At 41.4% G+C, this 26,404-nt stretch carries 29 protein-coding genes and 2 pseudogenes; 26 read left to right on the forward strand and 5 right to left on the reverse strand.

Features of this window, described 5'->3' with window-relative positions:
- The first annotated feature begins 31 nt into the window (after positions 1-31).
- From D8836_RS00465 to mnmG, 6 genes are all read left to right on the forward strand, one after another.
- Positions 32-2,140: a bacteriocin-associated integral membrane family protein gene (locus tag D8836_RS00465; RefSeq protein ID WP_125392845.1), complete on the forward strand. Its 2,109-nt coding sequence runs from the start codon at positions 32-34 to the stop codon at positions 2,138-2,140.
- Positions 2,137-2,766 carry an ABC transporter ATP-binding protein gene (locus tag D8836_RS00470; protein ID WP_125392846.1) on the forward strand — a complete coding sequence of 210 codons (630 nt, stop codon included), beginning with the start codon at positions 2,137-2,139 and terminating at the stop codon, positions 2,764-2,766. The genes D8836_RS00465 and D8836_RS00470 overlap by 4 nt, the downstream gene beginning before the upstream one ends.
- Before the next feature lie 593 nt (positions 2,767-3,359).
- Positions 3,360-4,481, forward strand: coding sequence for a tRNA 2-thiouridine(34) synthase MnmA (mnmA, locus tag D8836_RS00475; protein ID WP_060627380.1), 1,122 nt, complete (start codon positions 3,360-3,362; stop codon positions 4,479-4,481).
- 140 nt (positions 4,482-4,621) lie between these two features.
- Complete coding sequence (locus D8836_RS00480; protein WP_060627381.1) at positions 4,622-5,077, forward strand: NUDIX hydrolase; 456 nt, start codon at positions 4,622-4,624, stop codon at positions 5,075-5,077.
- Between the two features lie 8 nt (positions 5,078-5,085).
- Positions 5,086-5,517: an NUDIX hydrolase gene (locus D8836_RS00485; protein ID WP_060627382.1), complete on the forward strand. Its 432-nt coding sequence runs from the start codon at positions 5,086-5,088 to the stop codon at positions 5,515-5,517.
- Positions 5,507-7,420, forward strand: a complete 1,914-nt coding sequence (mnmG, locus tag D8836_RS00490; RefSeq protein WP_125392847.1) for a tRNA uridine-5-carboxymethylaminomethyl(34) synthesis enzyme MnmG — start codon at positions 5,507-5,509, stop codon at positions 7,418-7,420. Before D8836_RS00485 ends, mnmG begins: the two co-directional genes overlap by 11 nt.
- Before the next feature lie 202 nt (positions 7,421-7,622).
- On the opposite strand, the gene rnjA is transcribed toward mnmG, so the two are convergent.
- Entirely contained in the window at positions 7,623-9,302 is a 1,680-nt protein-coding gene (rnjA, locus tag D8836_RS00495) for a ribonuclease J1 (protein ID WP_084887768.1), read from the reverse strand.
- 1 nt (position 9,303) lies between these two features.
- A complete protein-coding gene (locus D8836_RS00500; RefSeq protein ID WP_000639572.1) occupies positions 9,304-9,537 on the reverse strand; it encodes a DNA-dependent RNA polymerase subunit epsilon in 234 nt (77 codons plus the stop codon).
- Between the two features lie 279 nt (positions 9,538-9,816).
- Here D8836_RS00500 and D8836_RS00505 point away from each other — a divergent pair, with 279 nt between their 5' ends.
- Positions 9,817-10,032: a hypothetical protein gene (locus D8836_RS00505; RefSeq protein WP_045612409.1), complete on the forward strand. Its 216-nt coding sequence runs from the start codon at positions 9,817-9,819 to the stop codon at positions 10,030-10,032.
- Between the two features lie 322 nt (positions 10,033-10,354).
- On the opposite strand, the gene cibB is transcribed toward D8836_RS00505, so the two are convergent.
- Together cibB and cibA are read right to left on the reverse strand one after the other, a co-directional pair.
- Positions 10,355-10,507 carry a fratricide two-peptide bacteriocin subunit CibB gene (cibB, locus tag D8836_RS00520; protein ID WP_125392848.1) on the reverse strand — a complete coding sequence of 51 codons (153 nt, stop codon included), beginning with the start codon at positions 10,505-10,507 and terminating at the stop codon, positions 10,355-10,357.
- A gap of 1 nt (position 10,508) precedes the next feature.
- Positions 10,509-10,694, reverse strand: coding sequence for a fratricide two-peptide bacteriocin subunit CibA (gene cibA / locus D8836_RS00525; protein ID WP_049502599.1), 186 nt, complete (start codon positions 10,692-10,694; stop codon positions 10,509-10,511).
- A 177-nt stretch (positions 10,695-10,871) separates the two neighbouring features.
- Here cibA and tsaB point away from each other — a divergent pair, with 177 nt between their 5' ends.
- The 16 genes and pseudogenes from tsaB (at position 10,872) to D8836_RS00605 (ending at position 24,312) form a co-directional block, all read left to right on the forward strand.
- Positions 10,872-11,555, forward strand: coding sequence for a tRNA (adenosine(37)-N6)-threonylcarbamoyltransferase complex dimerization subunit type 1 TsaB (tsaB, locus tag D8836_RS00530; protein ID WP_125392849.1), 684 nt, complete (start codon positions 10,872-10,874; stop codon positions 11,553-11,555).
- Complete coding sequence (gene rimI / locus D8836_RS00535; protein WP_045612403.1) at positions 11,552-11,989, forward strand: ribosomal protein S18-alanine N-acetyltransferase; 438 nt, start codon at positions 11,552-11,554, stop codon at positions 11,987-11,989. Before tsaB ends, rimI begins: the two co-directional genes overlap by 4 nt.
- Positions 11,979-12,989 carry a tRNA (adenosine(37)-N6)-threonylcarbamoyltransferase complex transferase subunit TsaD gene (tsaD, locus tag D8836_RS00540; protein ID WP_045612401.1) on the forward strand — a complete coding sequence of 337 codons (1,011 nt, stop codon included), beginning with the start codon at positions 11,979-11,981 and terminating at the stop codon, positions 12,987-12,989. The genes rimI and tsaD overlap by 11 nt, the downstream gene beginning before the upstream one ends.
- Positions 12,990-13,092: 103 nt before the next feature.
- Positions 13,093-13,956: pseudogene (locus tag D8836_RS00545) on the forward strand (XRE/MutR family transcriptional regulator).
- A 287-nt stretch (positions 13,957-14,243) separates the two neighbouring features.
- Positions 14,244-14,438, forward strand: coding sequence for a peptide pheromone VP1 (locus tag D8836_RS00550; protein WP_000933465.1), 195 nt, complete (start codon positions 14,244-14,246; stop codon positions 14,436-14,438).
- Between the two features lie 66 nt (positions 14,439-14,504).
- Positions 14,505-15,170: a CPBP family intramembrane glutamic endopeptidase gene (locus tag D8836_RS00555; RefSeq protein ID WP_125392850.1), complete on the forward strand. Its 666-nt coding sequence runs from the start codon at positions 14,505-14,507 to the stop codon at positions 15,168-15,170.
- Between the two features lie 71 nt (positions 15,171-15,241).
- On the forward strand, positions 15,242-16,468 hold the full coding sequence (locus tag D8836_RS00560; protein WP_185761569.1) for an MFS transporter: 1,227 nt from the start codon (positions 15,242-15,244) through the stop codon (positions 16,466-16,468).
- 143 nt (positions 16,469-16,611) lie between these two features.
- Positions 16,612-17,238, forward strand: coding sequence for a TetR/AcrR family transcriptional regulator (locus D8836_RS00565; protein ID WP_001224323.1), 627 nt, complete (start codon positions 16,612-16,614; stop codon positions 17,236-17,238).
- Complete coding sequence (locus D8836_RS00570) at positions 17,238-17,750, forward strand: HdeD family acid-resistance protein (RefSeq protein ID WP_125392852.1); 513 nt, start codon at positions 17,238-17,240, stop codon at positions 17,748-17,750. Before D8836_RS00565 ends, D8836_RS00570 begins: the two co-directional genes overlap by 1 nt.
- 240 nt (positions 17,751-17,990) lie before the next feature.
- A complete protein-coding gene (locus tag D8836_RS00575) occupies positions 17,991-18,686 on the forward strand; it encodes an AzlC family ABC transporter permease (RefSeq protein ID WP_000659743.1) in 696 nt (231 codons plus the stop codon).
- Complete coding sequence (locus D8836_RS00580; protein ID WP_000253937.1) at positions 18,676-18,999, forward strand: AzlD domain-containing protein; 324 nt, start codon at positions 18,676-18,678, stop codon at positions 18,997-18,999. The genes D8836_RS00575 and D8836_RS00580 overlap by 11 nt, the downstream gene beginning before the upstream one ends.
- Before the next feature lie 256 nt (positions 19,000-19,255).
- On the forward strand, positions 19,256-20,086 hold the full coding sequence (locus D8836_RS00585; RefSeq protein ID WP_033680840.1) for an amino acid ABC transporter substrate-binding protein: 831 nt from the start codon (positions 19,256-19,258) through the stop codon (positions 20,084-20,086).
- A 153-nt stretch (positions 20,087-20,239) separates the two neighbouring features.
- Positions 20,240-21,094 carry a MetQ/NlpA family ABC transporter substrate-binding protein gene (locus D8836_RS00590; protein WP_049531962.1) on the forward strand — a complete coding sequence of 285 codons (855 nt, stop codon included), beginning with the start codon at positions 20,240-20,242 and terminating at the stop codon, positions 21,092-21,094.
- 96 nt (positions 21,095-21,190) lie between these two features.
- Entirely contained in the window at positions 21,191-22,564 is a 1,374-nt protein-coding gene (locus D8836_RS00595) for a M20 family metallopeptidase (RefSeq protein ID WP_000231807.1), read from the forward strand.
- Positions 22,557-23,618 (forward strand): methionine ABC transporter ATP-binding protein, encoded by a 1,062-nt coding sequence (locus D8836_RS00600; protein ID WP_125392853.1) that lies wholly within the window; start codon positions 22,557-22,559, stop codon positions 23,616-23,618. The genes D8836_RS00595 and D8836_RS00600 overlap by 8 nt, the downstream gene beginning before the upstream one ends.
- Position 23,619: 1 nt before the next feature.
- Positions 23,620-24,312 (forward strand): methionine ABC transporter permease, encoded by a 693-nt coding sequence (locus D8836_RS00605; RefSeq protein ID WP_125392854.1) that lies wholly within the window; start codon positions 23,620-23,622, stop codon positions 24,310-24,312.
- Positions 24,313-24,342: 30 nt separating this feature from the next.
- Here D8836_RS00605 and D8836_RS00610 read toward each other — a convergent pair whose 3' ends face one another.
- Positions 24,343-24,912 (reverse strand): MptD family putative ECF transporter S component, encoded by a 570-nt coding sequence (locus D8836_RS00610; protein WP_125392855.1) that lies wholly within the window; start codon positions 24,910-24,912, stop codon positions 24,343-24,345.
- 154 nt (positions 24,913-25,066) lie between these two features.
- Between D8836_RS00610 and D8836_RS00615 the strand changes: the two are divergent.
- The 3 genes and pseudogenes from D8836_RS00615 to nrdI all read left to right on the forward strand — a co-directional run.
- A pseudogene (locus D8836_RS00615) lies at positions 25,067-25,267 on the forward strand (helix-turn-helix domain-containing protein); the annotation flags it as partial.
- A gap of 60 nt (positions 25,268-25,327) precedes the next feature.
- Positions 25,328-25,861, forward strand: coding sequence for an ABC transporter permease (locus D8836_RS00620; RefSeq protein WP_045612382.1), 534 nt, complete (start codon positions 25,328-25,330; stop codon positions 25,859-25,861).
- Between the two features lie 77 nt (positions 25,862-25,938).
- Positions 25,939-26,403, forward strand: a complete 465-nt coding sequence (gene nrdI / locus D8836_RS00625; RefSeq protein WP_045612380.1) for a class Ib ribonucleoside-diphosphate reductase assembly flavoprotein NrdI — start codon at positions 25,939-25,941, stop codon at positions 26,401-26,403.
- Position 26,404: the final 1 nt, after the last annotated feature.

Genomic DNA, 26,404 nt, shown 5'->3' on the forward strand with positions numbered 1-26,404 from the left:
CCAGTTTCGTCTCTTCACGGGAGGTATCTCTATGAAAAAAATCAGTCATCTTTGTATGCTCCTGCTCTTGCTGTGTACTACGTTTTTTGTCCTGAATGTAAATGTTACACGAGAAATAGTGCGGATTCAGGAGATGGGTAAGACAGCTTATTCATTTGACTTGTACTTGAAAGATGTCACTAAACCGACAGAAACTATTCTCCAGTTTTTTGAAGAGGTTACAAGTCAAGACAAGGTCTCTATTATCAAAGTAGATAATGGCGATGAGGTGGTCAAGGCTGGTGTTTTTGATAAGGAAACCTTCCCCTATCAGGAGTTCGGTCTGACTTCTCTTGATTTTTCAAAGAATGAGAAGGGAGTCTACAGCAACCAGAACCTTCCCAATAATCTAGGAACCATTCCCACCTTTTTAAAGGTGAAACTCATTCGACTCCAGACCTTCCAATCCTATATTGAGGATAAATCTCATACTGTAAATGGGCGCTATATGATTACCTCCAGCAAAGAGATAGATCGTGATACCATTCTACAAAAGTGGAGTGATTTTTTCCAGATAGATAAGACGATTTTATTAGAACCCACTTACCGAAGTCAGGTTGGAGTGCTAAATCAAGCTTTGTTACTATCTATCATTATCTTTATCTTAGCAATCTTGCTTGTGATTTTAATGACAGTTTATCAGCCGATGATGGAGATGAAACGAGTGGGGGTTCAAAAGTTACTTGGTTTTCAAAGCAGGGCGATTTTAGCTGGTTTTGTAAAGACTAATTTTTATCTTCTCTTGGGTGGAAGTCTTATCATTGACTTGGGACTATTTTTAGTGCTGGACTACAGACCAAAACTTTTGTTTCCAAGTTTACTCTTATCCCAATTTCTGCTTTTACAGTTGTATTTGTTCATCAGTTGGCTGACCTACCTGATGATTCAGAAAATGACAGTCAGTTCCATGTTGAAAGGTTTTTCATCTGTCAAACTTGGTCTCATCTTCAATTATGTGATGAAAATAGGGACAACTATTTTACTGACGGCCTTACTGATTGGGGTAGGCAGAAGTCTAGAACAAGAAAACAAAGAACTTGCTTATCAGCAACAGTGGGTAAGCCAAGGGAATTACTTGACCTTGGAAAATTTCCGCCTCAGTGATAACCTGTGGCAAGAAGAGCTAGCAGGGTCAGGGAAATCTACAGATTATTTCTACCAATTTTATCAAGATTTGCTAGCAAAAACACAAGTAAACTATGTGCGAGGTGCGAGTCTTCCTATCAAACCAGTCATCAAAGCAGAACAAGTGCAGCAGTACCAACTGCCTGATGAGGTAGATGTTTACTATGCTAATAGCAATTTTCTAAAGAGCAAGGGATTCAAGTTACCAGATACCGGCACTAAAAAAGTTATTTTGATGCCAGCCAGTGATAAAGGACAAGAAGGCAAGAATCAGTTCTTGGGAAAATCCATAGCCTATCTTTCTCTGAGGTATGAAGATCAGCAAAAGCAAACAATAGAAGATATGGATGTAGAAATTGCCTACTATGAAGGAGATTGGTCATTCTTCCCTTATAATAATGAGCGAAAGGAAAACCTCCACAATCCAATCATTAGTCTGGTAAATGATCAAGACATGATGTGGGAAGAAAAGACTCGCTTGTCAACGACAGGTTTAAACAATCCTATGAAAGTTGAAAATACAGAACAAAATCAAAAAGTGATTACGGAGTTAGTTGAGAAATTATCAGATGGGAATTATTTAAAATTTTCATCGCTTCAAGCCATTCAACAAGAGAAAGTAGATTCTTATCGAGATGCAGTTCGAAATCTTAATATACTCTTTGCTTTGTTTGGTCTCCTTAGCATGATGATTTCCTACTTCTTATTAGTAACAACCTTCTTATTGAAGCGAACAGATATCATTACCAAGAAGTTTATGGGGTGGAAACTGGTCGATCGCTACCGCCCTCTCCTCGTTCTGCTCTTGCTGGGCTATAGTTTCCCTCTTCTAGTATTGATTTTCTTTGCCCATGCGCTCTTGCCACTCCTGCTGTTTGCAGGCTTTACATGTCTGGATATACTATTTGTGCTAGTCTTGGCTTCTAGGATGGAGAAAAGAAGTCTAGTAGAGTTATTGAAAGGGGGCATCTTATGATTGAGTTGGAAAATATTACCAAAACCATTGGGAGAAAAGTGATTTTGGATCACTTATCTCTCAGGATTGATCAGGGAGATTTGGTTGCCATCGTTGGAAAAAGTGGTAGTGGCAAGTCGACCTTGTTAAATTTATTAGGTTTGATAGATGGTGAATATAGTGGACGGTATGAGATTTTTGGTCAGACAAATCTAGCGGTTAATTCTGCCAAGGCACAAACAATAATCCGTGAACATATCTCTTATCTGTTTCAAAATTTTGCCTTGATTGATGATGAAACGGTCGAGTACAATCTCATGCTGGCACTGAAATATGTGAAATTGTCTAAGAAAGACAAGCTCAAAAAGGTGGAAGAGATTTTAGAGAGAGTAGGTTTGTCAGCTACTTTGCATCAAAAGGTTTCCGAGTTGTCTGGTGGGGAGCAACAACGAATTGCAGTTGCTAGAGCCATCTTAAAACCCAGCCAGCTGATTTTAGCCGATGAACCTACAGGTTCGCTGGACCCTGAAAATAGAGATTTGGTCTTGAAATTTCTCTTAGAGATGAATCGCGAGGGGAAAACAGTTATTATTGTGACCCACGATGCTTATGTAGCCCAACAATGTCATCGGATCATTGAATTGTAAAAAATACAGAAATCTTATCAAAAATCTTTAAATTTAAGGATACCTTTAAAATTTAATTTTAAAACACTCATTTATCAACATTTTTTGATTGATAAAAATAGGAAATCGGTTGTTTTTGGGAGATTCCCTAAAATCACCTCCTAACCACACGTACTAAAAAGATACTTCCTATGGAAATCGTATGACTCTGAAGCTTCGAATAGTTCAGTTTTCATGATTTTTATGCTATTCTAGCTTTAAAATCCTTCAGAACGTAAAATTTTAAGCAGTCAAAGATTTAGAATATCCCTAAAACATTTATTTTATGGCAATTCTAAACGTAGAATTGCGTGGATATGTATGGATTTAATCTATTCGATAGTTAGGACAGCTCTATTCTGGGAAATCTGAGCGATCAATGGTTTAGAACAGCATTTCAACAATGGATTTTGTTGAAGGATTGATTATTTTATAAAAGAGGCTTGTAGATTATCAGCCTCTTTCTTGTCTTCTCTAACCAAGCATGTTATAATGAATACTGCTCAAGCGACCTTCAATCGTTAAAGCACACACGACCTTCAATCGTGAATAAACGAATAGATGGGAGACCTACCATGAGTGATAACTCTAAAACACGTGTTGTTGTGGGGATGAGTGGTGGTGTCGATTCGTCGGTGACGGCTCTTCTTCTCAAGGAGCAGGGCTACGATGTGATCGGTATCTTCATGAAGAACTGGGATGACACAGATGAAAACGGCGTTTGTACGGCGACCGAAGATTACAAGGATGTGGCTGCGGTGGCAGACCAGATTGGCATTCCTTACTACTCTGTCAACTTTGAAAAAGAGTATTGGGACCGCGTTTTTGAGTATTTTCTAGCGGAATACCGTGCAGGGCGCACGCCGAATCCAGATGTGATGTGCAACAAGGAAATCAAGTTCAAGGCCTTTTTGGACTATGCCATGACCTTGGGGGCAGACTATGTAGCGACTGGGCATTATGCCCGAGTGGCGCGTGATGAAGATGGTACTGTTCATATGCTTCGTGGCGTGGACAATGGCAAGGATCAGACCTATTTCCTCAGCCAACTTTCGCAAGAACAACTTCAAAAAACCATGTTCCCACTAGGACATTTGGAAAAGCCTGAAGTGCGAAAACTAGCAGAAGAAGCAGGCCTTGCGACTGCTAAGAAGAAAGACTCGACAGGGATTTGCTTTATCGGAGAAAAGAACTTTAAAAATTTCCTCAGCAACTACCTGCCAGCTCAGCCTGGTCGCATGATGACTGTGGATGGTCGCGATATGGGCGAGCATGCTGGGCTTATGTACTATACGATTGGTCAGCGTGGTGGACTTGGTATCGGTGGGCAACACGGTGGTGACAATGCCCCTTGGTTCGTTGTCGGAAAAGACCTAAGCAAGAATATCCTCTATGTCGGTCAAGGTTTCTACCATGACTCGCTCATGTCAACTAGCCTAGAAGCTAGTCAAGTTCACTTTACTCGTGAGATGCCAGAGGAATTTACGCTAGAATGCACAGCAAAATTCCGCTACCGTCAGCCTGATTCGAAGGTGACCATCCATGTCAAAGGAGATAAGGCAGAGGTCATCTTTGCAGAACCGCAACGCGCGATTACACCAGGACAGGCAGTTGTCTTTTACGAGGGCGAAGAGTGTCTAGGTGGCGGTTTGATTGACAATGCTTACCGCGATGGACAAGTTTGTCAGTACATTTAGATTGACAAATTTTCTCAATTTGCTACAATAATAAAAGCAATAGAAATGATGGTCAAAGCTCATGGATGTTGCAGGCTTTTTTGTCCTGCACTTCTTTGGAGTTTTGACTGTTTTTGTGTCGTTTAAGGGAAAGGATAAGAATGACTCAACAAGACTTTCGGACAAAAGTAGGAAATACAATTTTTGGAGTTCGGGCGACAGCCTTGATTCTCCAAAATCGCAAGCTCCTAGTCACCAAAGACAAGGGAAAGTATTACACTATTGGCGGTGCGATTCAAGTCAATGAAAGCACGGAAGACGCGGTAGTCCGTGAAGTGAAGGAAGAACTGGGTGTCAAAGCTCAAGCTGGGCAACTAGCTTTTGTTGTTGAAAATCGTTTTGAACAAGACGGTGTTTCCTATCACAACATTGAGTTTCATTATCTGGTGGACTTGCTTGAAGATGCCCCATTGACCATGCAGGAAGATGAGAAAAGGCAGCCCTGTGAATGGATTGACATAGACCAGCTTAAGGGTATCAATCTAGTTCCAGCCTTTTTAAAAACAGCCCTGCCAGATTGGGACGGCCAACTAAGACACATCCATCTTGAGGAATAGGGGAGAAAATAATGGTTAAGCTTATTGCCCATGTACTTGTTCATAGTGGTGATGATTATTTACTCATTCAGCGTTCGGAAATTAAAAGAGGACAACCCAATGTTTATCCAACTTACTGGGATATTCCTGGTGGCGGGGTTGAAAAGGGTGAACTTCCGCGAGATGGAGCTCTTAGAGAATGTATTGAAGAAGCGGGAGTTAGGCTAGATAGCAGTTCGCTCAAACTTCTTCACGAAGATAGTCAACTGGATACCTCTAAGGATACAGTCTTTACTCGCTTAGTTTATAAAGCAGAGTGGGTTGGGGAGAAGCCGATTATCCGATTAGATCCTGAAGAGCATACGCACTTTAAGTGGGTTACTATGGCTCAAGCTCTAGAGGAGGAGAAGTTAGTTCCTTATTTACGAGAAATTTTTGAAAGGTTAAGAAATGACATATAATTTTACTGAAGAATACGATATTATTGTAATTGGTGCGGGACACGCTGGGGTCGAGGCTTCCTTGGCCGCTAGCCGTATGGGCTGTAAGGTCTTGCTTGCGACTATCAACATTGAAATGCTGGCTTTCATGCCTTGTAACCCCTCTATCGGTGGTTCTGCCAAGGGAATTGTTGTGCGTGAAGTTGATGCCCTCGGTGGCGAGATGGCCAAAACCATTGACAAGACTTACATCCAGATGAAGATGCTCAACACAGGGAAGGGGCCAGCTGTCCGTGCCCTTCGTGCGCAGGCTGACAAGGAACTTTACTCTAAGGAGATGCGCAAGACAGTTGAAAATCAAGACAATCTGACCCTTCGTCAGACCATGATTGATGAGATTTTGGTGGAAGACGGCAAAGTTGTCGGCGTTCGTACAGCGACCCATCAAGAGTATGCTGCTAAGGCTGTTATCGTGACGACAGGGACGGCCCTCCGTGGGGAAATCATCATCGGAGACCTTAAGTATTCATCAGGTCCTAACCACAGCTTGGCTTCTATTAACCTTGCTGATAATCTCAAGGAACTGGGCCTCGAAATCGGTCGTTTCAAGACGGGAACCCCTCCACGTGTCAAGGCTTCTTCTATCAATTATGACGTGACAGAGATTCAGCCAGGAGACGAAGCGCCAAATCACTTCTCTTATACTTCACGTGATGAGGATTATGTCAAGGATCAGGTGCCATGCTGGTTGACCTATACCAATGGTACCAGTCATGAGATTATCCAAAATAACCTCCACCGTGCGCCTATGTTTACAGGTGTGGTCAAGGGAGTGGGACCTCGTTACTGTCCGTCGATTGAAGACAAGATTGTGCGCTTTGCGGACAAGGAACGTCACCAACTCTTCCTTGAGCCAGAAGGGCGCAATACTGAGGAAGTCTATGTTCAAGGACTTTCAACCAGTCTGCCTGAGGATGTCCAACGTGACTTGGTTCATTCTATCAAAGGTTTGGAAAATGCTGAAATGATGCGAACTGGTTATGCCATTGAGTACGACATGGTTTTGCCTCACCAGTTGCGTGCGACTCTGGAAACCAAGAAAATCTCAGGACTTTTCACTGCTGGTCAGACAAATGGAACGTCAGGTTACGAAGAAGCAGCAGGCCAAGGGATTATCGCGGGTATCAATGCGGCTCTGAAAGTCCAAGGCAAGCCTGAGTTGATTTTGAAGCGTAGTGACGGTTATATTGGGGTCATGATTGACGATTTGGTGACCAAGGGAACCATTGAACCCTACCGTCTATTGACCAGTCGTGCTGAATACCGTCTCATTCTCCGTCATGACAATGCTGATATGCGTTTGACTGAGATGGGACGTGAGATTGGCCTTGTGGATGATGAACGTTGGGCTCGCTTTGCAATCAAGAAAAATCAATTTGACAATGAGATGAAGCGCCTAGACAGCATCAAACTCAAGCCAGTCAAGGAAACCAATGCCAAGGTTGAGGAGATGGGTTTCAAGCCGTTGACAGATGCAGTGACAGCCAAGGAATTCCTTCGCCGTCCAGAAGTTTCTTATCAAGATGTGGTGGCTTTCATCGGACCAGCTGCAGAGGACTTGGATGACAAGATTATCGAATTGATTGAAACAGAAATCAAGTACGAAGGCTATATTTCCAAAGCCATGGACCAGGTTGCTAAGATGAAACGCATGGAAGAAAAACGTATTCCAGCCAATATTGACTGGGATGACATTGATTCTATCGCAACCGAAGCCCGTCAGAAGTTCAAACTCATCAATCCAGAAACCATCGGCCAAGCCAGCCGTATTTCGGGAGTAAACCCAGCAGATATTTCTATTTTGATGGTGTATCTTGAAGGTAAAAATCGTAGTATTTCTAAAACTCTTCAAAAATCAAAATGATACGTCGTCGGCTTCTTACGAATGAGTTCAAAGCTTGGCTTTGATTCATCTCCAGCCTCCCATAGTTCCCCGAACTATGGGAGCTAACTCAAGTTATGCTTTCGCCTAGCTTTCTAGTCTGATTTCGATTTTTATTGAGTTTTAATCTCAAAAGAAAGCATAGAGAAAAACAGCTCCGAAAAATCGGGGCTGTTTTCTTGCTTTATTCTTCATCTGGTGTGAGGATCATAGGGATGATAATCGGTTCACGTTCTGTATTTTCATAAAGGAAGGGGCGAATAGCGTTGACAATGGCACCATTGACTGATTGCACGCTAGCATCCTTATTTTTCAGTGCGATACGAATTGCATTGAAGAGGATGCGCTGGCTTTGGCGAATCAAGTCGCCAGACTCTCTCATGTAGACAAAGCCTCGGCTGAGGATGTCTGGGCCAGACAGAATCATCTGCGATTTGAAGTCAACAGTTGCGACTGCCAGAACGACACCGTCTTCAGATAGATCACGACGATCTTTGAGGACAGCTGCGCCGATTTCACCGATACGATTTCCATCGACATAGATATCTTGGGCGTTGAAATGACCTGCGATACGAGCTGAGTCAGCAGTAAGGGCAAGCACATCACCATTGCTCATGATAAAGATATTGTCCTTCTCAACACCAGTATCTACTGCTAGTCCAGCGTGGACTTTTTGCATGCGGTATTCACCGTGAACAGGCATGAAGTATTTTGGCTTAATCAAGCGGAGCATAAGTTTTTGCTCTTGCTGGCCACCGTGTCCAGATGTATGGATATTGTTAACCTTACCGTGGATAACTTCGACACCAGCTTCTGAAATGATGTTAATCAGCTTGTTGACGCTAGTAGTATTTCCAGGGATTGGACTTGAAGAGAAGATAACGGTATCACCTGGTTGGAGTTGTACCTGACGGTGGGTTCCGTTGGCGATACGAGAGAGGGCTGCCATCGGCTCACCTTGACTACCTGTACAGAGGATAAGAATCTCGCCTGCAGGGTAGTCTTTGATTTCATTTGGCTCGATAAAGGTTCCTTTTGGAGCTTTTATGTAACCAAGCTCAATTCCGTTGATAATAGCCTTTTCCATAGAACGGCCAAAGACCGCAATCTTACGTCCTGTCTTAACAGCAGCTTCTGTTGCTTGTTGGAGACGGAAGATATTTGAGGCAAAGGATGCAAAGATGATACGTCCTTCGATGCCTTGTATAATCTTCATGATGGACTGACCAACAACTTTTTCAGAGTTGGTAAAGGTTGGTACTTCCGCATTTGTTGAGTCAGATAGAAGACAGAGAACACCTTCTTCGCCCAGCGCAGCCATACGGTGCAAATCTGCTGGTTCACCAACTGGTGTTAAGTCAAACTTGAAGTCACCCGTACAGACAATTTTCCCTTGAGGAGTATGAATGACAATTCCCAAAGGCTCTGGAATAGAGTGAGTCGTTCTAAAGAAAGTTGCCTTGAGATTTTTAAAGGTCAACTCAGTGTTGTGGTTGATTTCGTAAAGTTTGGCGTTGCGCAAGAGGCCGTGTTCTTCGAGTTTCCCACGAATCAAAGCCAAGGCAAGTGGTCCAGCGTAGATCGGGACATTTGCTTGCTTGAGCAGGAATGGAATCCCACCGATGTGGTCCTCGTGTCCGTGGGTAATCAAAACAGCCTTGACGCGGTCGATATTGTCCACGATGTATGAGTAGTCAGGAATGACGTAGTCGATACCCAGCAAATCATCTTCTGGGAATTTAATCCCAGCATCGACGATGATAATCTCGTCTTGGTATTCAATTCCGTATGTGTTTTTCCCGATTTCTCCCAGACCACCGATGGCAAAAACGCCGACTTCTTCAGGTTTAAGAGTATAGGCCATATTAGAACTCCGTGATTTCGAAGGCGCCAGTTTCTTTTTCGTAATCTAGCAATTTGTCAGACAAGAGTTCGATATACTCGATATTGTACTCTGGGCGATTTTCTTCGACAAGTTGGCGAGCAGCGATACGACCCTCAAGTTCTGAGCTGGCATCGATGTCTAGGTAAAGTGCGCGTGTTGTTTCACGGCGTGGGCTACGTTCTTTTGTTTCTTGATAAAAAACTTTGTAAATCATATAGTTCCTTTCTATTTTACAGGTCAGCTTATTCCAAACTTTTAGCATAGATTTGCTTGATTTCATTCCATTTTGTGTCTAGATTGACCTTGATTCGTTACAATTATTTCAATTATACCACAAAATGAAAAATTAGTAAAAGACGGAAACGAGAAAGTCATATAAGCACCTAAAGGTAAGCGTTTGCAAAAACAAAGAAAATATGTTATCTTGATAATGGAAGTGAAATTTATCGTTTGTCATAATTCCATATAGTTTTTAAGTCAAGGAGGTTGCCCTATGTATAACTTATTTGCTTTTGCTATCGGAGTTCGCTTGGTAGCTTTTATTGCTTTTGTTGCTTGCGTTTATGCGGGGAATCTTCTATTTGCCAAACTGGAACGACGACAAACCAAGTTCTTGTGGAAAATTACTTTTGTGACTCTCTACTCGCTTTTTCTCCTCCTCGTAACCTATGTCGTTTGGTTTGTATTTTACTTTGGATTAAATGCTTAGATGCCCTGCTCATGCTGGGGCATTTTTGTTTGGGGGTAAAAGACAGTAGATTCATGACACGAAAATTCCACCCCTTCTATCAAGATGAGGTGGTCTTTGAATTTTTCTAAAATGACATGACAATGGAATTTTCAAAGCTTATTATTTTTATGGTAATCATTGTTCTGCTCAAAAATAGAGTTGAAGCATAAAAATAAAACAATACAAACAGATAAATCGAATGGTAAAGGGATAGTAGTAATGTTTAAATCATTGAGAATGCTGAGAAAACTGTAAGAGATGAAGACAATAAAATTTATCCTTCTAAAAATGTGTTTTTTATCTAGCATGACTTAGCAAACTTTTTACGGAGATCTTTCCCAATGGTATAAGCTGCCATAAATAAAGCGATACCAACACCTACACCAAAACCACCCTTGATTTCTTGCAATTCCTTATTAGAAATTTCACGATAGTTGTTCAAATCTTTCATCATATTAATCCCCTCCTAAAAAATAACCAGCTGCTAAGCCAGAACCTACAAGTGCGGCTCCACCTGCAATAGCTTTCCAAGATACTGCTACTCCAAAGATAACCAAGGGAGCGAGACCGCCATCAATATCTGATAATTCATTTTCAGATAGGGATAAAAATTGATTGTCAAGAACGTCAAAATTTGTCATTGAACTTTCCTCCTTTTTTCTTGTTCACTTTTATATTCGGAAAAGAAAAGGAAAAGTGAGCATTTTTTAAATTATTTTTTAGCTAAGTATAGGCATTTTTGTTTGGGAATAAAGAAAATTCCCATGTGCCAGCTTTTGTAGTATAATAGTAAGCAGACAAAAAGATAGGAATGTGTTATGAAAGTATTAGCTTTTGATACGTCCAGCAAGGCTCTTTCTCTCGCTATTTTAGAGGACAAGCAGATTCTTGCCGAGACGACGATTAATATTAAGAAAAATCACAGTATTACCCTTATGCCTGCCATCGATTTTTTGATGGCAAGTTTGGATTGGACACCCAAGGATTTGGACCGAATCGTGGTGGCGGAAGGGCCAGGTAGCTACACAGGTTTGCGAATCGCGGTAGCAACTGCCAAAATCTTAGCTCACACTCTGAACATCGAGTTGGTTGGTATGTCGAGCCTCTTGGCTCTGGTGCCCTACCAACAAGAAGGCTTGTTCGTTCCTTTGATGGATGCGCGTCGCAACAATGTTTACGCAGGATTTTATGAAAATGCTAAACCTGTCATGCCAGAAGCACACCTGCCCTTTGAGCGAGTGATTGAGCTAATCAAGGGCGCTAGTCAGGTAACCTTTGTCGGAGAAGTTGGCCCCTTTGTGGAGCAGATTCAAGAACACTTGTCAAGGACTAATTTCAAAGAAACATTGCCTAATGCAGCTAATCTAGCTCTATGGGCCTGGGACAAGGAAGCAGACTCCTTGCATGATTTTGTACCCAACTACCTCAAACGTGTTGAGGCTGAGGAAAACTGGCTCAAGAATCACACCGAGTCTGGTGAGTCTTACATTAAACGCCTATGATAGAAATCAAACGAACTCAACAGCAACCTGATCTGGCTCAAGACATCTACGCTGTCATGGCAGCTGTTTACCCAGTCAGTCCTTGGACGCTGGAACAAATCCAAGCAGACCTGTCCCAAGACCAGACTTGGTATTCTTTGGCTTATGATGGGGCCGAAGTGATTGCCTTTCTAGCTGTGCAGGAAAATATCTTTGAAGCAGAAGTCCTGCAAATCGCTGTCAAAGGAGCCTATCAGGGTCAGGGAATTGCATCAGCCTTGTTTGTTCAATTGCCGACAGATAAGGAGATTTTCCTCGAAGTCAGAAGTTCAAATCATCGAGCGCAAGCATTTTACAAGAAAGAAAAGATGGCAGCCATCGCTGAGCGAAAGGCCTACTACCATGATCCAGTCGAGGACGCCATCATCATGAAGAGAGAAATAGATGAAGGATAGATATATTTTAGCATTTGAGACATCCTGTGATGAGACTAGTGTTGCCGTCTTGAAAAACGACGATGAGCTCTTGTCCAATGTCATTGCTAGTCAAATTGAGAGCCACAAACGTTTTGGGGGCGTAGTGCCGGAAGTAGCCAGTCGTCACCATGTCGAGGTCATTACAGCCTGTATCGAGGAGGCTCTGGCAGAAGCAGGGATTACCGAAGACGATGTGACAGCTGTGGCGGTTACCTATGGACCGGGCTTGGTCGGAGCCTTACTAGTCGGTTTGTCAGCTGCTAAGGCCTTTGCTTGGGCTCATGGACTTCCGCTGATTCCTGTTAACCACATGGCTGGTCACCTCATGGCCGCTCAGAGTGTGGAACCTTTGGAATTTCCCTTGCTAGCCCTTTTGGTTAGCGGTGGACACACAGAGTTGGTTTATGTTTCTGAGGCTGGTGATTACAAGATTGTTGGAGAAACGCGAGATGACGCGGTTGGTGAGGCCTATGATAAGGTCGGCCGTGTCATGGGCTTGACCTATCCTGCAGGTCGTGAGATTGACGAGCTAGCTCATCAAGGACAGGATATTTATGATTTCCCCCGTGCCATGATTAAGGAAGATAATCTGGAGTTTTCATTCTCAGGTTTGAAATCTGCCTTTATCAATCTTCACCACAATGCCGAGCAAAAGGGAGAAAGCTTGTCCACAGAGGATTTGTGTACGTCCTTCCAAGCGGCAGTTATGGACATTCTCATGGCAAAAACTAAGAAGGCTTTGGAGAAATACCCTGTTAAAACCCTTGTCGTGGCAGGTGGCGTGGCAGCCAATAAAGGTCTCAGAGAACGCCTAGCGGCCGAAATCACAGATGTCAAGGTCATCATCCCACCACTGCGTCTTTGTGGAGACAATGCAGGAATGATTGCCTATGCCAGCGTCAGCGAGTGGAACAAAGAAAACTTCGCAGGCTTGGACCTCAATGCCAAACCAAGCCTCGCTTTTGATACCATGGAATAAAGAGTCAGCTTAGGGCTGGCTTTTTTGCTCTCTTAAATGTCAGAATATTTTGACAAAACTATAAAAATGATGATATAATATCTAAACAATAGGAGGTGGTGAGATGATTGAGAGAATGGAGTTGGGAGAATTTTACAAGGAATTACGCTTGGCGAGAAAGCTCAAGCAGTCAGATGTGGCTTGTGCTGGACTAACAGCCTCTCAGTTGTCAAAGTTTGAGCTAGGGCAGTCTATGCTATCTGCGGATAAGTTGATCCTAGCCATCCAAGGGATCAATATGAATTTTGATGAGTTTGGTCATAAGCTAAACAATTATCAAGAATCCCTACATATGCAGATTGGTAGAAAGGTTGTGGATCGCTTTGCCCACCAAGATATAGCTGGTTTAGAGCAACTATTAGAGGAGGTCAAGCAAGAACAGATGGCGCAGACCTATCGTCGTTTGAATGCTATTGTGATTAAAAATGCCATCCATTCCTTAAATAAGAGCTATCTGCTAACAGAGGAGGATAGCGAATTTTTGACCAGGTATCTCTATGCTATCGAGTCTTGGACCTAGTTTGAACTCTATCTCTTTTGCAATACCATACCCTTCTTGAGCAATCAAGATTTGATATTTTTATCGACCGCTTTAATTGAGAAATCTAAAGAATTTAAAGAGTTAGTACACAATCGGTTGTATATGAAGCAAGGACTCTTAAATATCTTATCAGAACTCATGGAGCGTAAACTTTTCTCCTACATCCCAATCTTTGAAGCCGAGTTGGAGAGCATGTTGCGGCCGTATGATGTTTTTGAGAAATTATTGTGGCAATTTTTAAAGAAAATGAGTGTTTTCCTTCAAACTAAGGGAAGGAATCAAAAAGAGATTGAATACTTTATCCAATCTCTGCAAGTATTAGAAAATTCACAATTGATAGTCCTTTTTGAATTGCGTTTGAAGCAATTCAAAGAGCTCATCGATTAGTTAGAAATGGCAAAATGATAATAATATCAGCAACGATTGTCAATAATGTTAAAATTTGTTTCTTCATAGTTGCTACACTCCTTAATTAGTAATAACTTTATTATACCAGTGAAATAATCAAATCTACCAAAATCGCAAATCTGAAATTTCTATAAGAAAAAATATCAAATATGCGATTTTCTAAAATAAGCCAATTTCCGTGTTATACTGTCCTTGTAAAACATTTGAAGCAAATCCTAGGTCGCAGAAGTGGTTTACAAATGAAGATAATTGAAGGAGTGTAAAAGATGTTAAATTTACAATTTGCAGAAACAATGGAATTGACAGAAGCTGAGTTGGAGAAGGTTTATGGAGGAGATCTTGTGTATCTTGGCAATATCCCAAGCGGTGCATGGGGAGGGTTCGGGACACCTTGGTCAATCACTAATTTCTGGGAGAAAAATTTTAACCATGATTCTTCCACTGTTAATCGTCGTCGTTGATATTTAAAGCCCTTGCCTTTGTTTGGGTTAGGGCTTTCTTTATTTCGTAATATAGGAGAAAATAGGATGAAAAAGATAATCTCACGCTACTACTTTATTATAGCTATTCTACTAGTTGTTGCTGACCAGTTCTTCATTCGTTTGCTTTTACATAGCGATCTTGCTGCTGGTTTATCCGACTTTGCCTATTATTTGTCGGATATGCTGTTAAATTTTCTTGTGGTTCTGCTTGCTTTTATTGTTATGGTTTGGTCAGGGAAATGGCAGAAAATTAACAGTAGAAAATTTAAAGGTTCCTATCTTTTCTATTCCTTCCTAGCTCTTCTTGCTTTTGTTGTTTGGAATTTCGTCACCTTTTTTCTTTTTCCGCCTACCAAAAATGCAATTTCTTATCAACTGGATGTTCCTACTTTTACAGGAGCTACAGCATTTTTGATGTATTTTTTCTATCCTGTGATTGCAGGTCCCATTTTTGAAGACATGATTTATCGTGGATTAGTGATGACTGCTCTGGAAAAAGGAAAGAAGTGGGGACTGGATGTGCTTGGCTCAGCTATATTATTTGGAATTTTGCACATTAGTAATCACGGTTGGGTTTTGACAGACTTTTTCGTATATATGGGTGGTGGTCTCATATTTGCAGTCTTATTTAGAGTGACAAAGTCCATTTATTGGCCTATTGGGCTGCACATAGTCTACAATGGTATTGGTCAGCTTTTGATGTTACTGTAATTTTGGTTGTTAGTAGTATCGCGGTCTATCCTTGGGGAAAGCTTCCCATTTGAATTTAAAAAGGAGTTGTGATGAAAGTATTTCTTCAAAATAGAAATTTTAGGCAATTAACCATCAACCAGTGGATTTCAACGGTTGGGGATACGATTTTTTATTTGGCTTTTTTGAATTATGTAGCAGATGCGTCTTTTGCCCCTTTGGCGGTTTTACTTATCACGATTTCAGAAACCCTTCCCCAAGTTCTACAAATCTTTCTGGGAGTTTTGGCGGATTTTCAACATCATCGTGTCCTAAAATATACAATTATTAGTTTTGCAAAATTTTTGCTTTACTCTATAGTGTCCCTATCGCTTTCAGGGCAGTCTTTCTCCTTGTTGCTAGTAGCATTTATTTGTCTTATTAACCTCTTGTCTGACACATTGAGCTATTTTTCAGGCGCTATGCTGACTCCGATTTTCATTAGAATTATTGGGCAAGACCATCTGGCAGAAGCTATTGGGTTTAAACAATCAACTGTTAGTTTAGTGAAAACAATCAGTAATATTCTAGGAGGAGTCTTACTAGGTATTCTATCTATCCAGTTTATTTCCTTACTGAACGCTCTTACCTTTTTAATCGCATTTTTAGGTATTCTTTTCATAAAAACAGACCTCTTGAAAGTAGAAAAAACGATTAGCTATCAAGAAGGACTCTCTGTAAAATCCTTTTGCCAGCATCTGCTCCAATCATCAAAATTGATATGGAATATGAATCAGGTGCTCTTGGTTTTGTTTATTATCTCTATTAGTCAAGCAGTGATAAATGTTACAGTTCCTGTTTCTACTCTGTTTTTGAGGAATCAGCCCTTTTTGAATTTACAAACAGGTCAATCTCTTGCCTTGTTATCCACCCTTGAATTGTCAGCCCTTATTGTCGGAAGCCTTGTGAGTGGCTATCTGAAGAATACAATCTCCATAAAACTAGCCCTATATGCCTCGCTTATTATCCAATTACTCCTTTTAGTTGGCTTTGTGGCAGTTCGTTTTGACTGGATTCTTATCTTTAGTGCCTTGGATGCCTTTTTCGCAGGTATCCTCTCTCCTCGATTACAGGAACTCATTTTTAAACAAATACCTGAGGAGTCAATGGGAGCAGTTCAATCCTCTATCGGTGCCATTACAGTTGTTTTACCTAGCTTATTTACAATAGCTTTGGTAACCATTGCTACTAGCTTTGGAACTCTGGCAGTTAGCTTTGTTTTATTGCTATTTCTTCTAGCTGCCTTTATCATACTCTTGAATATCCGTGAAAACATTTAGCGAAGAATGTGTATATTATATGTTTGAGACTGGATTCCAGTCTGTTTATGATGGCTACAATCAGCAGACTGTTAAATTTTTGAGAAAGTTGCTTGACATTTCAGACCAATCGGTTTATAATTAAAAAATGTAGAGATAAATACATGAGAAAAGAAGAAAAAACAAGACTACGAAGAGAGAAAATCATTACCGCTGCTTTGTTTGAATTTGCTACAAAAGGCTATCAAGGTTTTGTCATCAATGAACTTTGTAAAGTGGATGGTATTTCCAAAGGAGTTTTGTATCATAATTTTTCAGGGAAATCAGACCTCTATCTAACTTGTTTTCAGGAGAGTTTTGAGAAAGCTTTGGCAGTGTTTCTGGGGGTGGAAGGTCAAGTGCCCTCCTTAGCTGATTATATGGAAAGACGTCACCAATTTTATCAGCAATACCCAGAACATAGCCACATTTTCTTTGAGGCAATGATTGCGACACCAGAAGAATTGGAAGCAGACATTGCACCACAGAAAGCTATCTTTTTGGACTTGAATGAACAAGTTTGTCAAAAACTTATATCAGAATCCAAACTGAAAGAGCATATTGATGAGAAACGAGCTATGGACTATCTGCGATTGATTCAGGATATGTTTCGTTCCTATTATTTAACTGTTTCGTCAGATAGCAGTTTGCCTGACTTGGTTTCAGGATATGAACATCAATTATCACAGGTTTTGGATATGATGATTTATGGAATACTAGAGGAAGATTCCTCTAAAAAAGGAGAAAAATAATGTCGAAAATTTGGAAATGGTTGTTACTAATTGCGGGTATTTTTGCAGTTTTTGTAGGTTTTAATATGTTTGCACATCCTCTTATTAGCTTGGCTTCCATGACTTTCTGGTTTGCACTTGTATTTGCAGTTCAAGGGATTTCTGAGATTGTACAATACTTCAAATCAGAAGAAAAGCATGGCTGGAATTTATTTGGAGGAATTGTTACCCTCATCCTCGCTCTTACCTTGTTCTCAGGTAGCTTTATTGAAATGGTAACATTTGTACCATTTATCATTTCTTTATGGGTCTTGACAAATGGTATTACAAAAACTATCGTTGGTTTCAAGGTTCGTAAGACGGATAAATCGGTAGGTACCCCTCTAGTTTGGATGGGGATTTTAGGAATCGTAGCAGGTTTAATCATGATGGGACACCCATTGATGACCGGTCTCTATATTAGTTACACCATTGCCTTTGTCTTTATTTATCAAGGTATTGTGGCAATTGTTCAATTCTTCAAGATTAAATAAGAATAAAATGGAGTCTGTCTGATTACAATCAGCAGACTTTTTTCTCTTTCCTGAATGTGTTATAATAGTCCATGCTATGGCTGGAGCCTTTTCAGCCTACTTATACTCTTCGAAAATCTCTTCAAACTGCGTCAGCTTCTATCTGCAACCTCAAAACAATGTTTTGAGCAACCTGTGGCCAGCTTTCTAGTTTGCTCTTTGATTTTCATTGAGTATTATTAAGACAATATGAGGAGAAAGATGAAAGAAAAAGGATTTTGGGAGGGGGCGCAGGCGGCCATGCCAACGGCCCTTGGTTATGTCAGTATTGGCTTGGCCTGTGGGATTATTGGTGCGCCCTATGTGACACCTGTTGAGATGGGCTTGATGAGCCTCTTTGTTTATGCTGGGAGCGCCCAGTTTGCCATGTTGGCACTGATTGCGGTTCAAGCACCTGTGGCAGCTATTGCTATGACGGTCTTTTTGATTAATTTGCGTCTCTTTTTGTTGAGTTTGCATGCGTCAACCTATTTCCGTCATACCAGTCTCTGGCAAAATATCGGTATGTCTAGTCTCTTGACGGATGAGACTTATGGCGTTTTGATGGGCGAGTTAGCCCATACAGACAAGGTCAATCCTATGTGGATGCACGGAAACAATCTCAACAGCTATGTGGCTTGGTTTGTGGGAACAGTTGTCGGAACGGCTCTGGGTGGTCTGCTGCCAAATCCAGAAATCTTTGGCTTGGATTTTGCCCTGGTTGGGATGTTCATTGGAATTTTTGCTTCGCAATTCCAGATTATGCAAAGACGGATTCCTGTCCGCAATCTGCTCATTATCCTAGCAGTTGTTGCGGTGTCCTTCTTTTTACTCTTAACAGTGGTGTCTCAGTCGCTAGCTGTTCTGTTTGCGACCTTGCTAGGTTGTACAATGGGGGTGGTTTTAGATGGTCAGTAAGTATCTTTTATTAGCAGTTATTTTCTCTGGCTTGGTGACTTGGATTCCCCGTATGATTCCCTTCATCTTGGTCAAGTATAAGGGCTTGCCTGCAATCGTTGAGCGTTTTTTGAAATTCTTGCCTGTTTCTATTATCTTTGCCTTGATTCTTTCAAGCGTAGTGACAGGCAAGGTTGGGAGTCTTCCTCAAATCAAATGGCTGGACTTCTTAGCAGTCTTTCCAACGGCTTGGGTAGCCTTTCGCTACCGCAATCTAGTTGGAACAGTTCTCTTTGGAGTGGTCTTAACTGCAGTCTTGCGTTTGGTCTTTTAATACTCTTCGAAAATCTCTTCAAACCACGTCAGCGTTGCCTTACCGTAGGTATATGTAACTGACTTCGTCAGTCTTATCTCCAACCTCAAAACAGTGTTTTGAGCAACCTGCGGCTAGCTTCCTAGTTTGCTCTTTGATTTTCATTGAGTATAAATTAGCCATAAAGAAAACCTATCACAGAGATAGATATCATATAATGGCGTAAATGCTCTTTTTCTGTTAAGATTATAAGGTATTCTATTTTGGAGGAAATGACATGAAAAAAATCGTTAAATACTCATCTCTTGCTGCCCTAGGACTTGTTGCTGCAGGTGTGCTTGCGGCTTGCTCAGGTGGTGCTAAGAAAGAAGGAGAAGCAGTTAGCAAGAAAGAAATTATCGTTGCAACCAATGCTTCACCAAAACCATTCAACTATGAAGAAAATGGTGAATTGACTGGTTACGAAATTGAAGTGGTTCGCGCTATCTTTAAAGACTCTGACAAGTATGATGTCAAGTTTGAGAAGACAGAGTGGTCAGGAGTCTTTGCAGGACTTGACGCTGACCGTTACCAAATGGCCGTTAACAACATCAGCTACACTAAAGAACGCGCGGAGAAATACCTTTATGCAGCCCCAACTGCTAAAAACCCTAACGTTCTTGTAGTGAAAAAAGACGACTCTAGCATCAAATCGCTTGATGATATCGGTGGAAAATCAACAGAAGTTGTTCAAGGGACAACATCTGCTAAACAGTTAGAAGACTACAACAAACAACACTCAGATAATCCAACTGTCCTTAACTACACTAGAGCAGACTTCCAACAAATCATGGGACGCTTGAGCGATGGTCAGTTTGACTACAAGATTTTTGATAAAATCGGTGTTGAAACAGTCATCAAGAACCAAGGTTTGGACAACTTGAAAGTTATCGAACTTCCAAGCGACCAACAACCTTACGTTTACCCACTTCTTGCTAAAGGTCAAGATGAGTTGAAAACATTTGTAGACAAACGTATCCAAGAACTCTACAAAGATGGCACTCTTGAAAAATTGTCTAAACAATTCTTCGGTGACACTTATCTACCAGCAGAAGCAGATATTAAATAATTTCTTGAAATCATCCATTCTGAGTAAGGTGGGTGATTTCTCAGTTTTTAGGGATATAGTTTTAAACTATATATCTGGCTATCTAATAACAATTTGTGAAATCAAACAAATTGTGAGATACTAGTACGGTATTATTTTTAAGGAGAAAGAATCATGAAAATCAAAAAATGGCTTGGTGTAGCAGCTCTTGCTACAGTAGCAGGTTTGGCTCTTGTCGCTTGCGGAAACTCAGAAAAGAAAGCAGACAATGCAACAACTATTAAAATTGCAACTGTTAACCGTAGCGGTTCTGAAGAAAAACGTTGGGACAAAATTCAAGAATTGGTTAAAAAAGACGGTATCACTTTGGAATTTACAGAGTTCACAGACTACTCACAACCAAACAAGGCAACTGCTGATGGCGAAGTAGATTTGAACGCTTTCCAACACTATAACTTCTTGAACAACTGGAACAAAGAAAATGGGAAAGACCTTGTAGCGATTGCTGATACTTACATCTCTCCAATCCGTCTTTACTCAGGTTTGAATGGAAGTGACAACAAGTACACTAAAGTAGAAGACATCCCAGCAAACGGAGAAATCGCTGTACCGAACGATGCTACAAACGAAAGCCGTGCGCTTTACTTGCTTCAATCAGCTGGCTTGATTAAATTGGATGTTTCAGGAACTGCTCTTGCAACAGTTGCCAACATCAAAGAAAATCCAAAGAACTTGAAAATCACTGAATTGGACGCTAGCCAAACAGCTCGTTCATTGTCATCAGTTGACGCTGCCGTTGTAAACAATACCTTCGTTACAGAAGCAAAATTGGACTACAAGAAAGCACTTTTCAAAGAACAAGCTGATGAAAACTCAAAACAATGGTACAACATCATCGTTGCGAAAAAAGATTGGGAAACATCACCAAAAGCTGATGCTATCAAGAAAGTGATCGCAGCTTACCACACAGATGACGTGAAAAAAGTTATCGAAGAAACATCAGACGGTTTGGATCAACCAGTTTGGTAATAAGAAACAGGGAGGTGGGAGAGAAAATTCCACCTCTTGCTTTTGTATAGAGCATGGATTGTCAGGAAGAGTAGTTCATAGAAAGGTAGAGAGAATATGGTTTTTCCTAGCGAACAAGAACAGATTGAAAAATTTGAAAAGGATCATGTGGCCCAGCATTATTTTGAGGTTTTGCGTACCTTGATTTCTAAGAAGTCGGTCTTTGCCCAACAGGTGGGGCTCAAAGAAGTTGCCAACTATCTGGGTGAGATTTTCAAGCGTGTTGGGGCTGAAGTGGAGATTGATGAGACTTATACGGCTCCCTTTGTCATGGCGCATTTCAAGAGTTCGCGTCCAGATGCCAAGACCCTAATTTTCTATAACCACTATGACACTGTGCCAGCGGATGGGGATCAGGTGTGGACAGAGGATCCCTTTACTCTTTCAGTGCGCAATGGCTTCATGTATGGGCGTGGGGTTGATGACGACAAGGGTCATATCACAGCTCGTTTGAGTGCTTTGAGAAAATACATGCAGCACCACGATGACCTGCCTGTCAATATCAGTTTTATCATGGAGGGAGCGGAGGAATCCGCTTCGACAGACCTAGATAAGTATCTGGAAAAGCACGCTGATAAACTCCGTGGCGCAGATTTGTTAGTTTGGGAACAAGGGACCAAGAATGCCTTGGAGCAGTTAGAAATTTCTGGTGGAAATAAAGGAATTGTGACCTTTGATGCCAAGGTTAAAAGTGCGGATGTGGATATCCACTCTAGTTATGGAGGAGTTGTGGAATCAGCTCCTTGGTACCTCCTTCAAGCCCTACAGTCTCTTCGTGCCGCAGATGGCCGTATCTTGGTTGAAGGTTTGTACGAAGAAGTTCAAGAACCAAATGAACGAGAATTGGCCTTGGTGGACACCTACGCTCAACGCAATCCAGGGGAAATCAGCCAGATTTATGGTTTGGAATTACCTCTCTTACAAGAGGATCGTGCAGCCTTCCTAAAACGTTTCTTTTTTGAACCAGCCCTTAATATCGAAGGAATCCAGTCAGGTTATCAGGGACAAGGAGTCAAAACGATTTTGCCAGCAGAAGCCAGCGCTAAGCTAGAAGTTCGTTTGGTTCCTGGCCTAGAACCGCATGATGTTCTGGAAAAAATTCGGAAACAGCTAGACAAAAATGGCTTTGATAAGGTAGAATTATACTATACCTTGGGAGAGATGAGCTATCGCAGCGATATGAGCGCGCCAGCCATTCTTAATGTGATCGAGTTGGCCAAGAAATTCTATCCACAGGGCGTTTCAGTCTTGCCGACGACAGCGGGGACAGGGCCTATGCATACGGTCTTTGATGCCCTAGAGGTGCCAATGGTGGCCTTCGGTCTAGGAAATGCCAACAGCCGAGACCACGGTGGAGATGAGAACGTGCGAATCGCCGATTACTACACCCATATTGAATTAGTAGAGGAGCTGATTAGAAGCTATGAGTAGAGATATTATCAAGTTAGATCAGATCGATGTGACTTTTCATCAAAAGAAGAGAACCATCGCAGCGGTCAAGGATGTGACCATTCACATCCAAGAAGGAGATATTTACGGAATCGTTGGATATTCTGGAGCAGGGAAATCAACCCTTGTACGGGTGATTAATCTCTTGCAAAAACCATCTGCAGGGAAAATTACCATTGACGACGATGTGATTTTTGATGGTAAGGTGACCTTGACGGCAGAGCAGTTACGTCGTAAACGTCAAGATATTGGAATGATTTTCCAGCATTTCAACCTGATGAGTCAAAAGACGGCAGAGGAGAATGTAGCCTTTGCCCTTAAACACTCTGGACTCAGCAAGGAAGAAAAGAAAGCTAAAGTTGCTAAGTTGTTGGACTTGGTTGGCTTGGCAGACCGTGCTGAAAACTACCCTTCACAACTATCTGGAGGGCAAAAACAGCGTGTGGCCATTGCGCGTGCCTTGGCAAATGATCCAAAAATCTTGATTTCAGATGAGTCAACTTCTGCCCTTGATCCTAAGACTACTAAGCAGATTTTGGCCTTGTTGCAAGATTTGAACCAAAAATTAGGCTTGACTGTTGTCTTGATTACGCATGAAATGCAGATTGTCAAAGACATTGCCAACCGTGTGGCAGTGATGCAGGATGGGCATTTGATTGAAGAGGGTAGCGTTCTTGAAATTTTCTCAAATCCTAAACAACCTTTGACGCAAGACTTTATCTCAACAGCCACTGGTATTGACGAAGCCATGGTCAAAATTGAGAAGCAAGAAATCGTGCAACATCTGTCTGAAAATAGCCTTTTGGTGCAACTCAAGTATGCAGGTGCTTCAACAGACGAGCCACTTTTGAATGAATTGTACAAGCATTATCAAGTAACGGCTAATATCCTCTGTGGAAATATCGAAATTCTCGATGGTACTCCTGTTGGAGAATTAGTTGTGGTCTTGTCAGGTGAAAAAGCAGCGTTGGCAGGTGCCCAAGAAGCCATTCGTCAAGCAGGCGTACAGCTAAAAGTATTGAAGGGAGGACAGTAAGATGGAATCATTGATTCAAACCTATTTGCCAAATGTTTATAAAATGGGTTGGGCTGGTCAGGCAGGCTGGGGAACAGCCATCTATCTAACTCTTTATATGACAGTTCTTTCTTTCATCATCGGAGGGTTCTTGGGGCTAGTGGCAGGTCTTTTNCTTGTTTTGACAGCGCCAGGTGGTGTCTTGGAAAATAAGGTCGTTTTCTGGATTTTAGATAAAATCACCTCTATTTTCCGTGCGGTACCATTTATCATTCTCTTGGCAGTCTTGTCACCCTTCTCTCATCTAATCGTAGGAACAAGCATTGGTCCAAATGCGGCTATCGTACCGCTATCTTTTGCAGTCTTTGCCTTCTTTGCCCGTCAAGTACAGGTGGTATTGGCTGAACTGGATGGTGGTGTCATTGAGGCGGCTCAAGCGAGCGGAGCGACATTCTGGGATATCGTAGGTGTTTACCTATCAGAAGGCCTTCCAGATTTGATCCGTGTGACGACTGTAACCTTGATTTCCCTTGTTGGTGAAACAGCTATGGCTGGTGCGGTTGGAGCTGGTGGTATTGGTAACGTGGCCATCGCTTATGGATTTAACCGCTACAATCACGATGTGACCATCTTGGCAACCATCGTTATCATTTTGATTATCTTTGCGATCCAATTTTTGGGAGATTTCTTGACCAAGAAATTGAGTCATAAATAAAAAAAGAGCCACACGGCTCTTTTTTATTAATCAGATTTTTTGTGCAAATTTTTTACTCAAGGCTTGTCCAATCAAGGCACCCACTAGGGCTCCGATGACAATACTTGCGATAAATAGAAGGACGGTTCCAGGGTTTGGTGCGACCATGATACGGTCGATATATTCTTGCGATTTTCCTCTTGCTAGAAGGGTAGCCATATAGGCTTGAGGCGCAATCCACATAAGTAAGATTGGTCCTGTTGAGCTAAAGGCGAAAATAACGAAAGAAAGGAAATTTTTCGTTTGATCCTTGTATTTGCCTAAATGAGCTACTCCATCTGCTAGGAGGCCACAGATAATTCCAGGAAGGAAGGCACCAGCACCGTGTTTAGATCCCAAGAAAAAGAGGGCCATGACAAGGCCGATAGTGGTAATGGCACCAAAGCGCGGAACTTTTGCGACTAGGATCATATAGACGCTACCGCCGACAAGGGCAGTAAAGGCAGGCGCATAAAACATATTTCCGGTTTGGTCAAAGAGATTGCCCAAAAGAACACCAATCCCCATGCAGAGGAAGTAAAGAACTGCAAAAAGCAGTGTAGTTAAGATAGATTTTTTCATGAATTGTCTCCTGATAATTTTTTCACAATTCTCATTGTACCACGGTTTGATGGGATTGTAAATGAGGAGAAAGTGTTATTGTTTGCTTGTCAAACTAAATTTTTTATAGAGTTGTTAATAGTAGATGATTAGATTGTTTTACTGTAAGGCTTAAACAAATTCAATCTTCGCAGAGTTACTAAATAAACAACGCATTAAGGCCGCTCAGCAACTTTTACTTTCAACTAGTGACAGTATTGAAGATATTTGTTATGCTGTTGGTTACAGTAATGTTGGATATTTCTATAAAGTGTTCCGAAAATTGTGCGGAAAATCGCCAAAAGCCTACCGAAAACAGGTAGAAACTACACTATAATATTTGTATTCTTTTACAAAAGGTGCTATAATATCGATAATAATATCAGGAGGTTCTATTATGAAAAAGAAACCAATCTATCTATGGGTCTTGCTAATCTTGTCTGCCCTTATTTCAGCTATGTCTCTGTTTGAACTTTTGAAGCCCTTACCTAGCAAAGAAGTCCTTCGTGCTGCTCAAAAACAAGTTGCAGGGGTCAGTGCTCAGCAGGTAGAAGATAGCATTAATTATAGCTATAGAGTAGCAGAAGCATCTCATTCTATTTTTAATGTTGCCTTGATTGTGCTGTCTGCTATTTTAGTGGTAGTAGCTATTGTCTTCCTTGTTCGTAAGAATTTGCAATATGCAAACTATACTTATGTCGGCTATGTTTTGCTAGCCATTATTGGTTCAATTTATACCTATGTGACTTTGCAAGACGCTGTGCAGTTGCTTCAAGATGAGACCATGCGTTTGACAATGAGTATTGGTTCAAAAGCTGTTAGCATTTTCTATATCGTTATCAATGTTCTTTTCCTAGCCCTTGTCTTTTACAAGATGTGGCGTCAGCAAAAAGCCTTGGCGGAAGAAGAGGAAACAGAAGAACTTGCCTAAGTATTGACAAAAAATAACTATCAAGTTACAATCTTGGTAGTTATTTTTCGATTATAGATAAAATCATGGAGGTACATATGAAGACAATTTCTTTAGTTTATATTAGTCTGAGTGGCAACACTGAGAGTTTTGTGACGCGCTTGAAAGACTATCTCTTGTCCCAGTACGAGGGAATTGAGGTCCAAAAGATTCATATCAAGGATTTGGTCAAAGAAGGCCAAGATTTCTATGAAATGGACTATCCCTATGTTGCTTTTTTGCCGACCTACCTTGAAGGTGGGAATGGCGTGGATAACGGAGATGTTGAGATATTGACGACACCCGTTGGGGATTTTATCGCCTATGGAGACAATGCTAGTAAGTGTTTTGGTGTGGTTGGTTCAGGAAATCGTAACTTTAATAACCAATACTGTCTGACAGCCAAGCAATACAGTCAACGCTTTGGTTTCCCTGTATTGGCCGATTTTGAAATGCGAGGCATGCTTGGAGATATCAAACGTGTCGCAGCTATTATCGCAGATTTGTATGACTTGGAAAGTTAAG

It is taken from the genome of Streptococcus mitis, from assembly GCF_003942995.1.
Taxonomy (GTDB): domain Bacteria; phylum Bacillota; class Bacilli; order Lactobacillales; family Streptococcaceae; genus Streptococcus; species Streptococcus mitis_CV.

Excerpts from the sequence above, each read along its gene's own strand:
- D8836_RS00465 (WP_125392845.1), top strand. The coding sequence starts at position 32 with ATGAAAAAAATCAGTCATCTTTGTATGCTCCTGCTCTTGCTGTGTACT.
- D8836_RS00470 (WP_125392846.1), top strand. The coding sequence starts at position 2,137 with ATGATTGAGTTGGAAAATATTACCAAAACCATTGGGAGAAAAGTGATT.
- mnmA (WP_060627380.1), top strand. The coding sequence starts at position 3,360 with ATGAGTGATAACTCTAAAACACGTGTTGTTGTGGGGATGAGTGGTGGT.
- D8836_RS00480 (WP_060627381.1), top strand. The coding sequence starts at position 4,622 with ATGACTCAACAAGACTTTCGGACAAAAGTAGGAAATACAATTTTTGGA.
- mnmG (WP_125392847.1), top strand. The coding sequence starts at position 5,507 with ATGACATATAATTTTACTGAAGAATACGATATTATTGTAATTGGTGCG.
- rnjA (WP_084887768.1), bottom strand. The coding sequence starts at position 9,302 with ATGGCCTATACTCTTAAACCTGAAGAAGTCGGCGTTTTTGCCATCGGT.
- D8836_RS00500 (WP_000639572.1), bottom strand. The coding sequence starts at position 9,537 with ATGATTTACAAAGTTTTTTATCAAGAAACAAAAGAACGTAGCCCACGC.
- D8836_RS00505 (WP_045612409.1), top strand. The coding sequence starts at position 9,817 with ATGTATAACTTATTTGCTTTTGCTATCGGAGTTCGCTTGGTAGCTTTT.
- cibB (WP_125392848.1), bottom strand. The coding sequence starts at position 10,507 with ATGATGAAAGATTTGAACAACTATCGTGAAATTTCTAATAAGGAATTG.
- cibA (WP_049502599.1), bottom strand. The coding sequence starts at position 10,694 with ATGACAAATTTTGACGTTCTTGACAATCAATTTTTATCCCTATCTGAA.
- tsaB (WP_125392849.1), top strand. The coding sequence starts at position 10,872 with ATGAAAGTATTAGCTTTTGATACGTCCAGCAAGGCTCTTTCTCTCGCT.
- rimI (WP_045612403.1), top strand. The coding sequence starts at position 11,552 with ATGATAGAAATCAAACGAACTCAACAGCAACCTGATCTGGCTCAAGAC.
- tsaD (WP_045612401.1), top strand. The coding sequence starts at position 11,979 with ATGAAGGATAGATATATTTTAGCATTTGAGACATCCTGTGATGAGACT.
- D8836_RS00550 (WP_000933465.1), top strand. The coding sequence starts at position 14,244 with ATGTTAAATTTACAATTTGCAGAAACAATGGAATTGACAGAAGCTGAG.
- D8836_RS00555 (WP_125392850.1), top strand. The coding sequence starts at position 14,505 with ATGAAAAAGATAATCTCACGCTACTACTTTATTATAGCTATTCTACTA.
- D8836_RS00560 (WP_185761569.1), top strand. The coding sequence starts at position 15,242 with ATGAAAGTATTTCTTCAAAATAGAAATTTTAGGCAATTAACCATCAAC.
- D8836_RS00565 (WP_001224323.1), top strand. The coding sequence starts at position 16,612 with ATGAGAAAAGAAGAAAAAACAAGACTACGAAGAGAGAAAATCATTACC.
- D8836_RS00570 (WP_125392852.1), top strand. The coding sequence starts at position 17,238 with ATGTCGAAAATTTGGAAATGGTTGTTACTAATTGCGGGTATTTTTGCA.
- D8836_RS00575 (WP_000659743.1), top strand. The coding sequence starts at position 17,991 with ATGAAAGAAAAAGGATTTTGGGAGGGGGCGCAGGCGGCCATGCCAACG.
- D8836_RS00580 (WP_000253937.1), top strand. The coding sequence starts at position 18,676 with ATGGTCAGTAAGTATCTTTTATTAGCAGTTATTTTCTCTGGCTTGGTG.
- D8836_RS00585 (WP_033680840.1), top strand. The coding sequence starts at position 19,256 with ATGAAAAAAATCGTTAAATACTCATCTCTTGCTGCCCTAGGACTTGTT.
- D8836_RS00590 (WP_049531962.1), top strand. The coding sequence starts at position 20,240 with ATGAAAATCAAAAAATGGCTTGGTGTAGCAGCTCTTGCTACAGTAGCA.
- D8836_RS00595 (WP_000231807.1), top strand. The coding sequence starts at position 21,191 with ATGGTTTTTCCTAGCGAACAAGAACAGATTGAAAAATTTGAAAAGGAT.
- D8836_RS00600 (WP_125392853.1), top strand. The coding sequence starts at position 22,557 with ATGAGTAGAGATATTATCAAGTTAGATCAGATCGATGTGACTTTTCAT.
- D8836_RS00610 (WP_125392855.1), bottom strand. The coding sequence starts at position 24,912 with ATGAAAAAATCTATCTTAACTACACTGCTTTTTGCAGTTCTTTACTTC.
- D8836_RS00620 (WP_045612382.1), top strand. The coding sequence starts at position 25,328 with ATGAAAAAGAAACCAATCTATCTATGGGTCTTGCTAATCTTGTCTGCC.
- nrdI (WP_045612380.1), top strand. The coding sequence starts at position 25,939 with ATGAAGACAATTTCTTTAGTTTATATTAGTCTGAGTGGCAACACTGAG.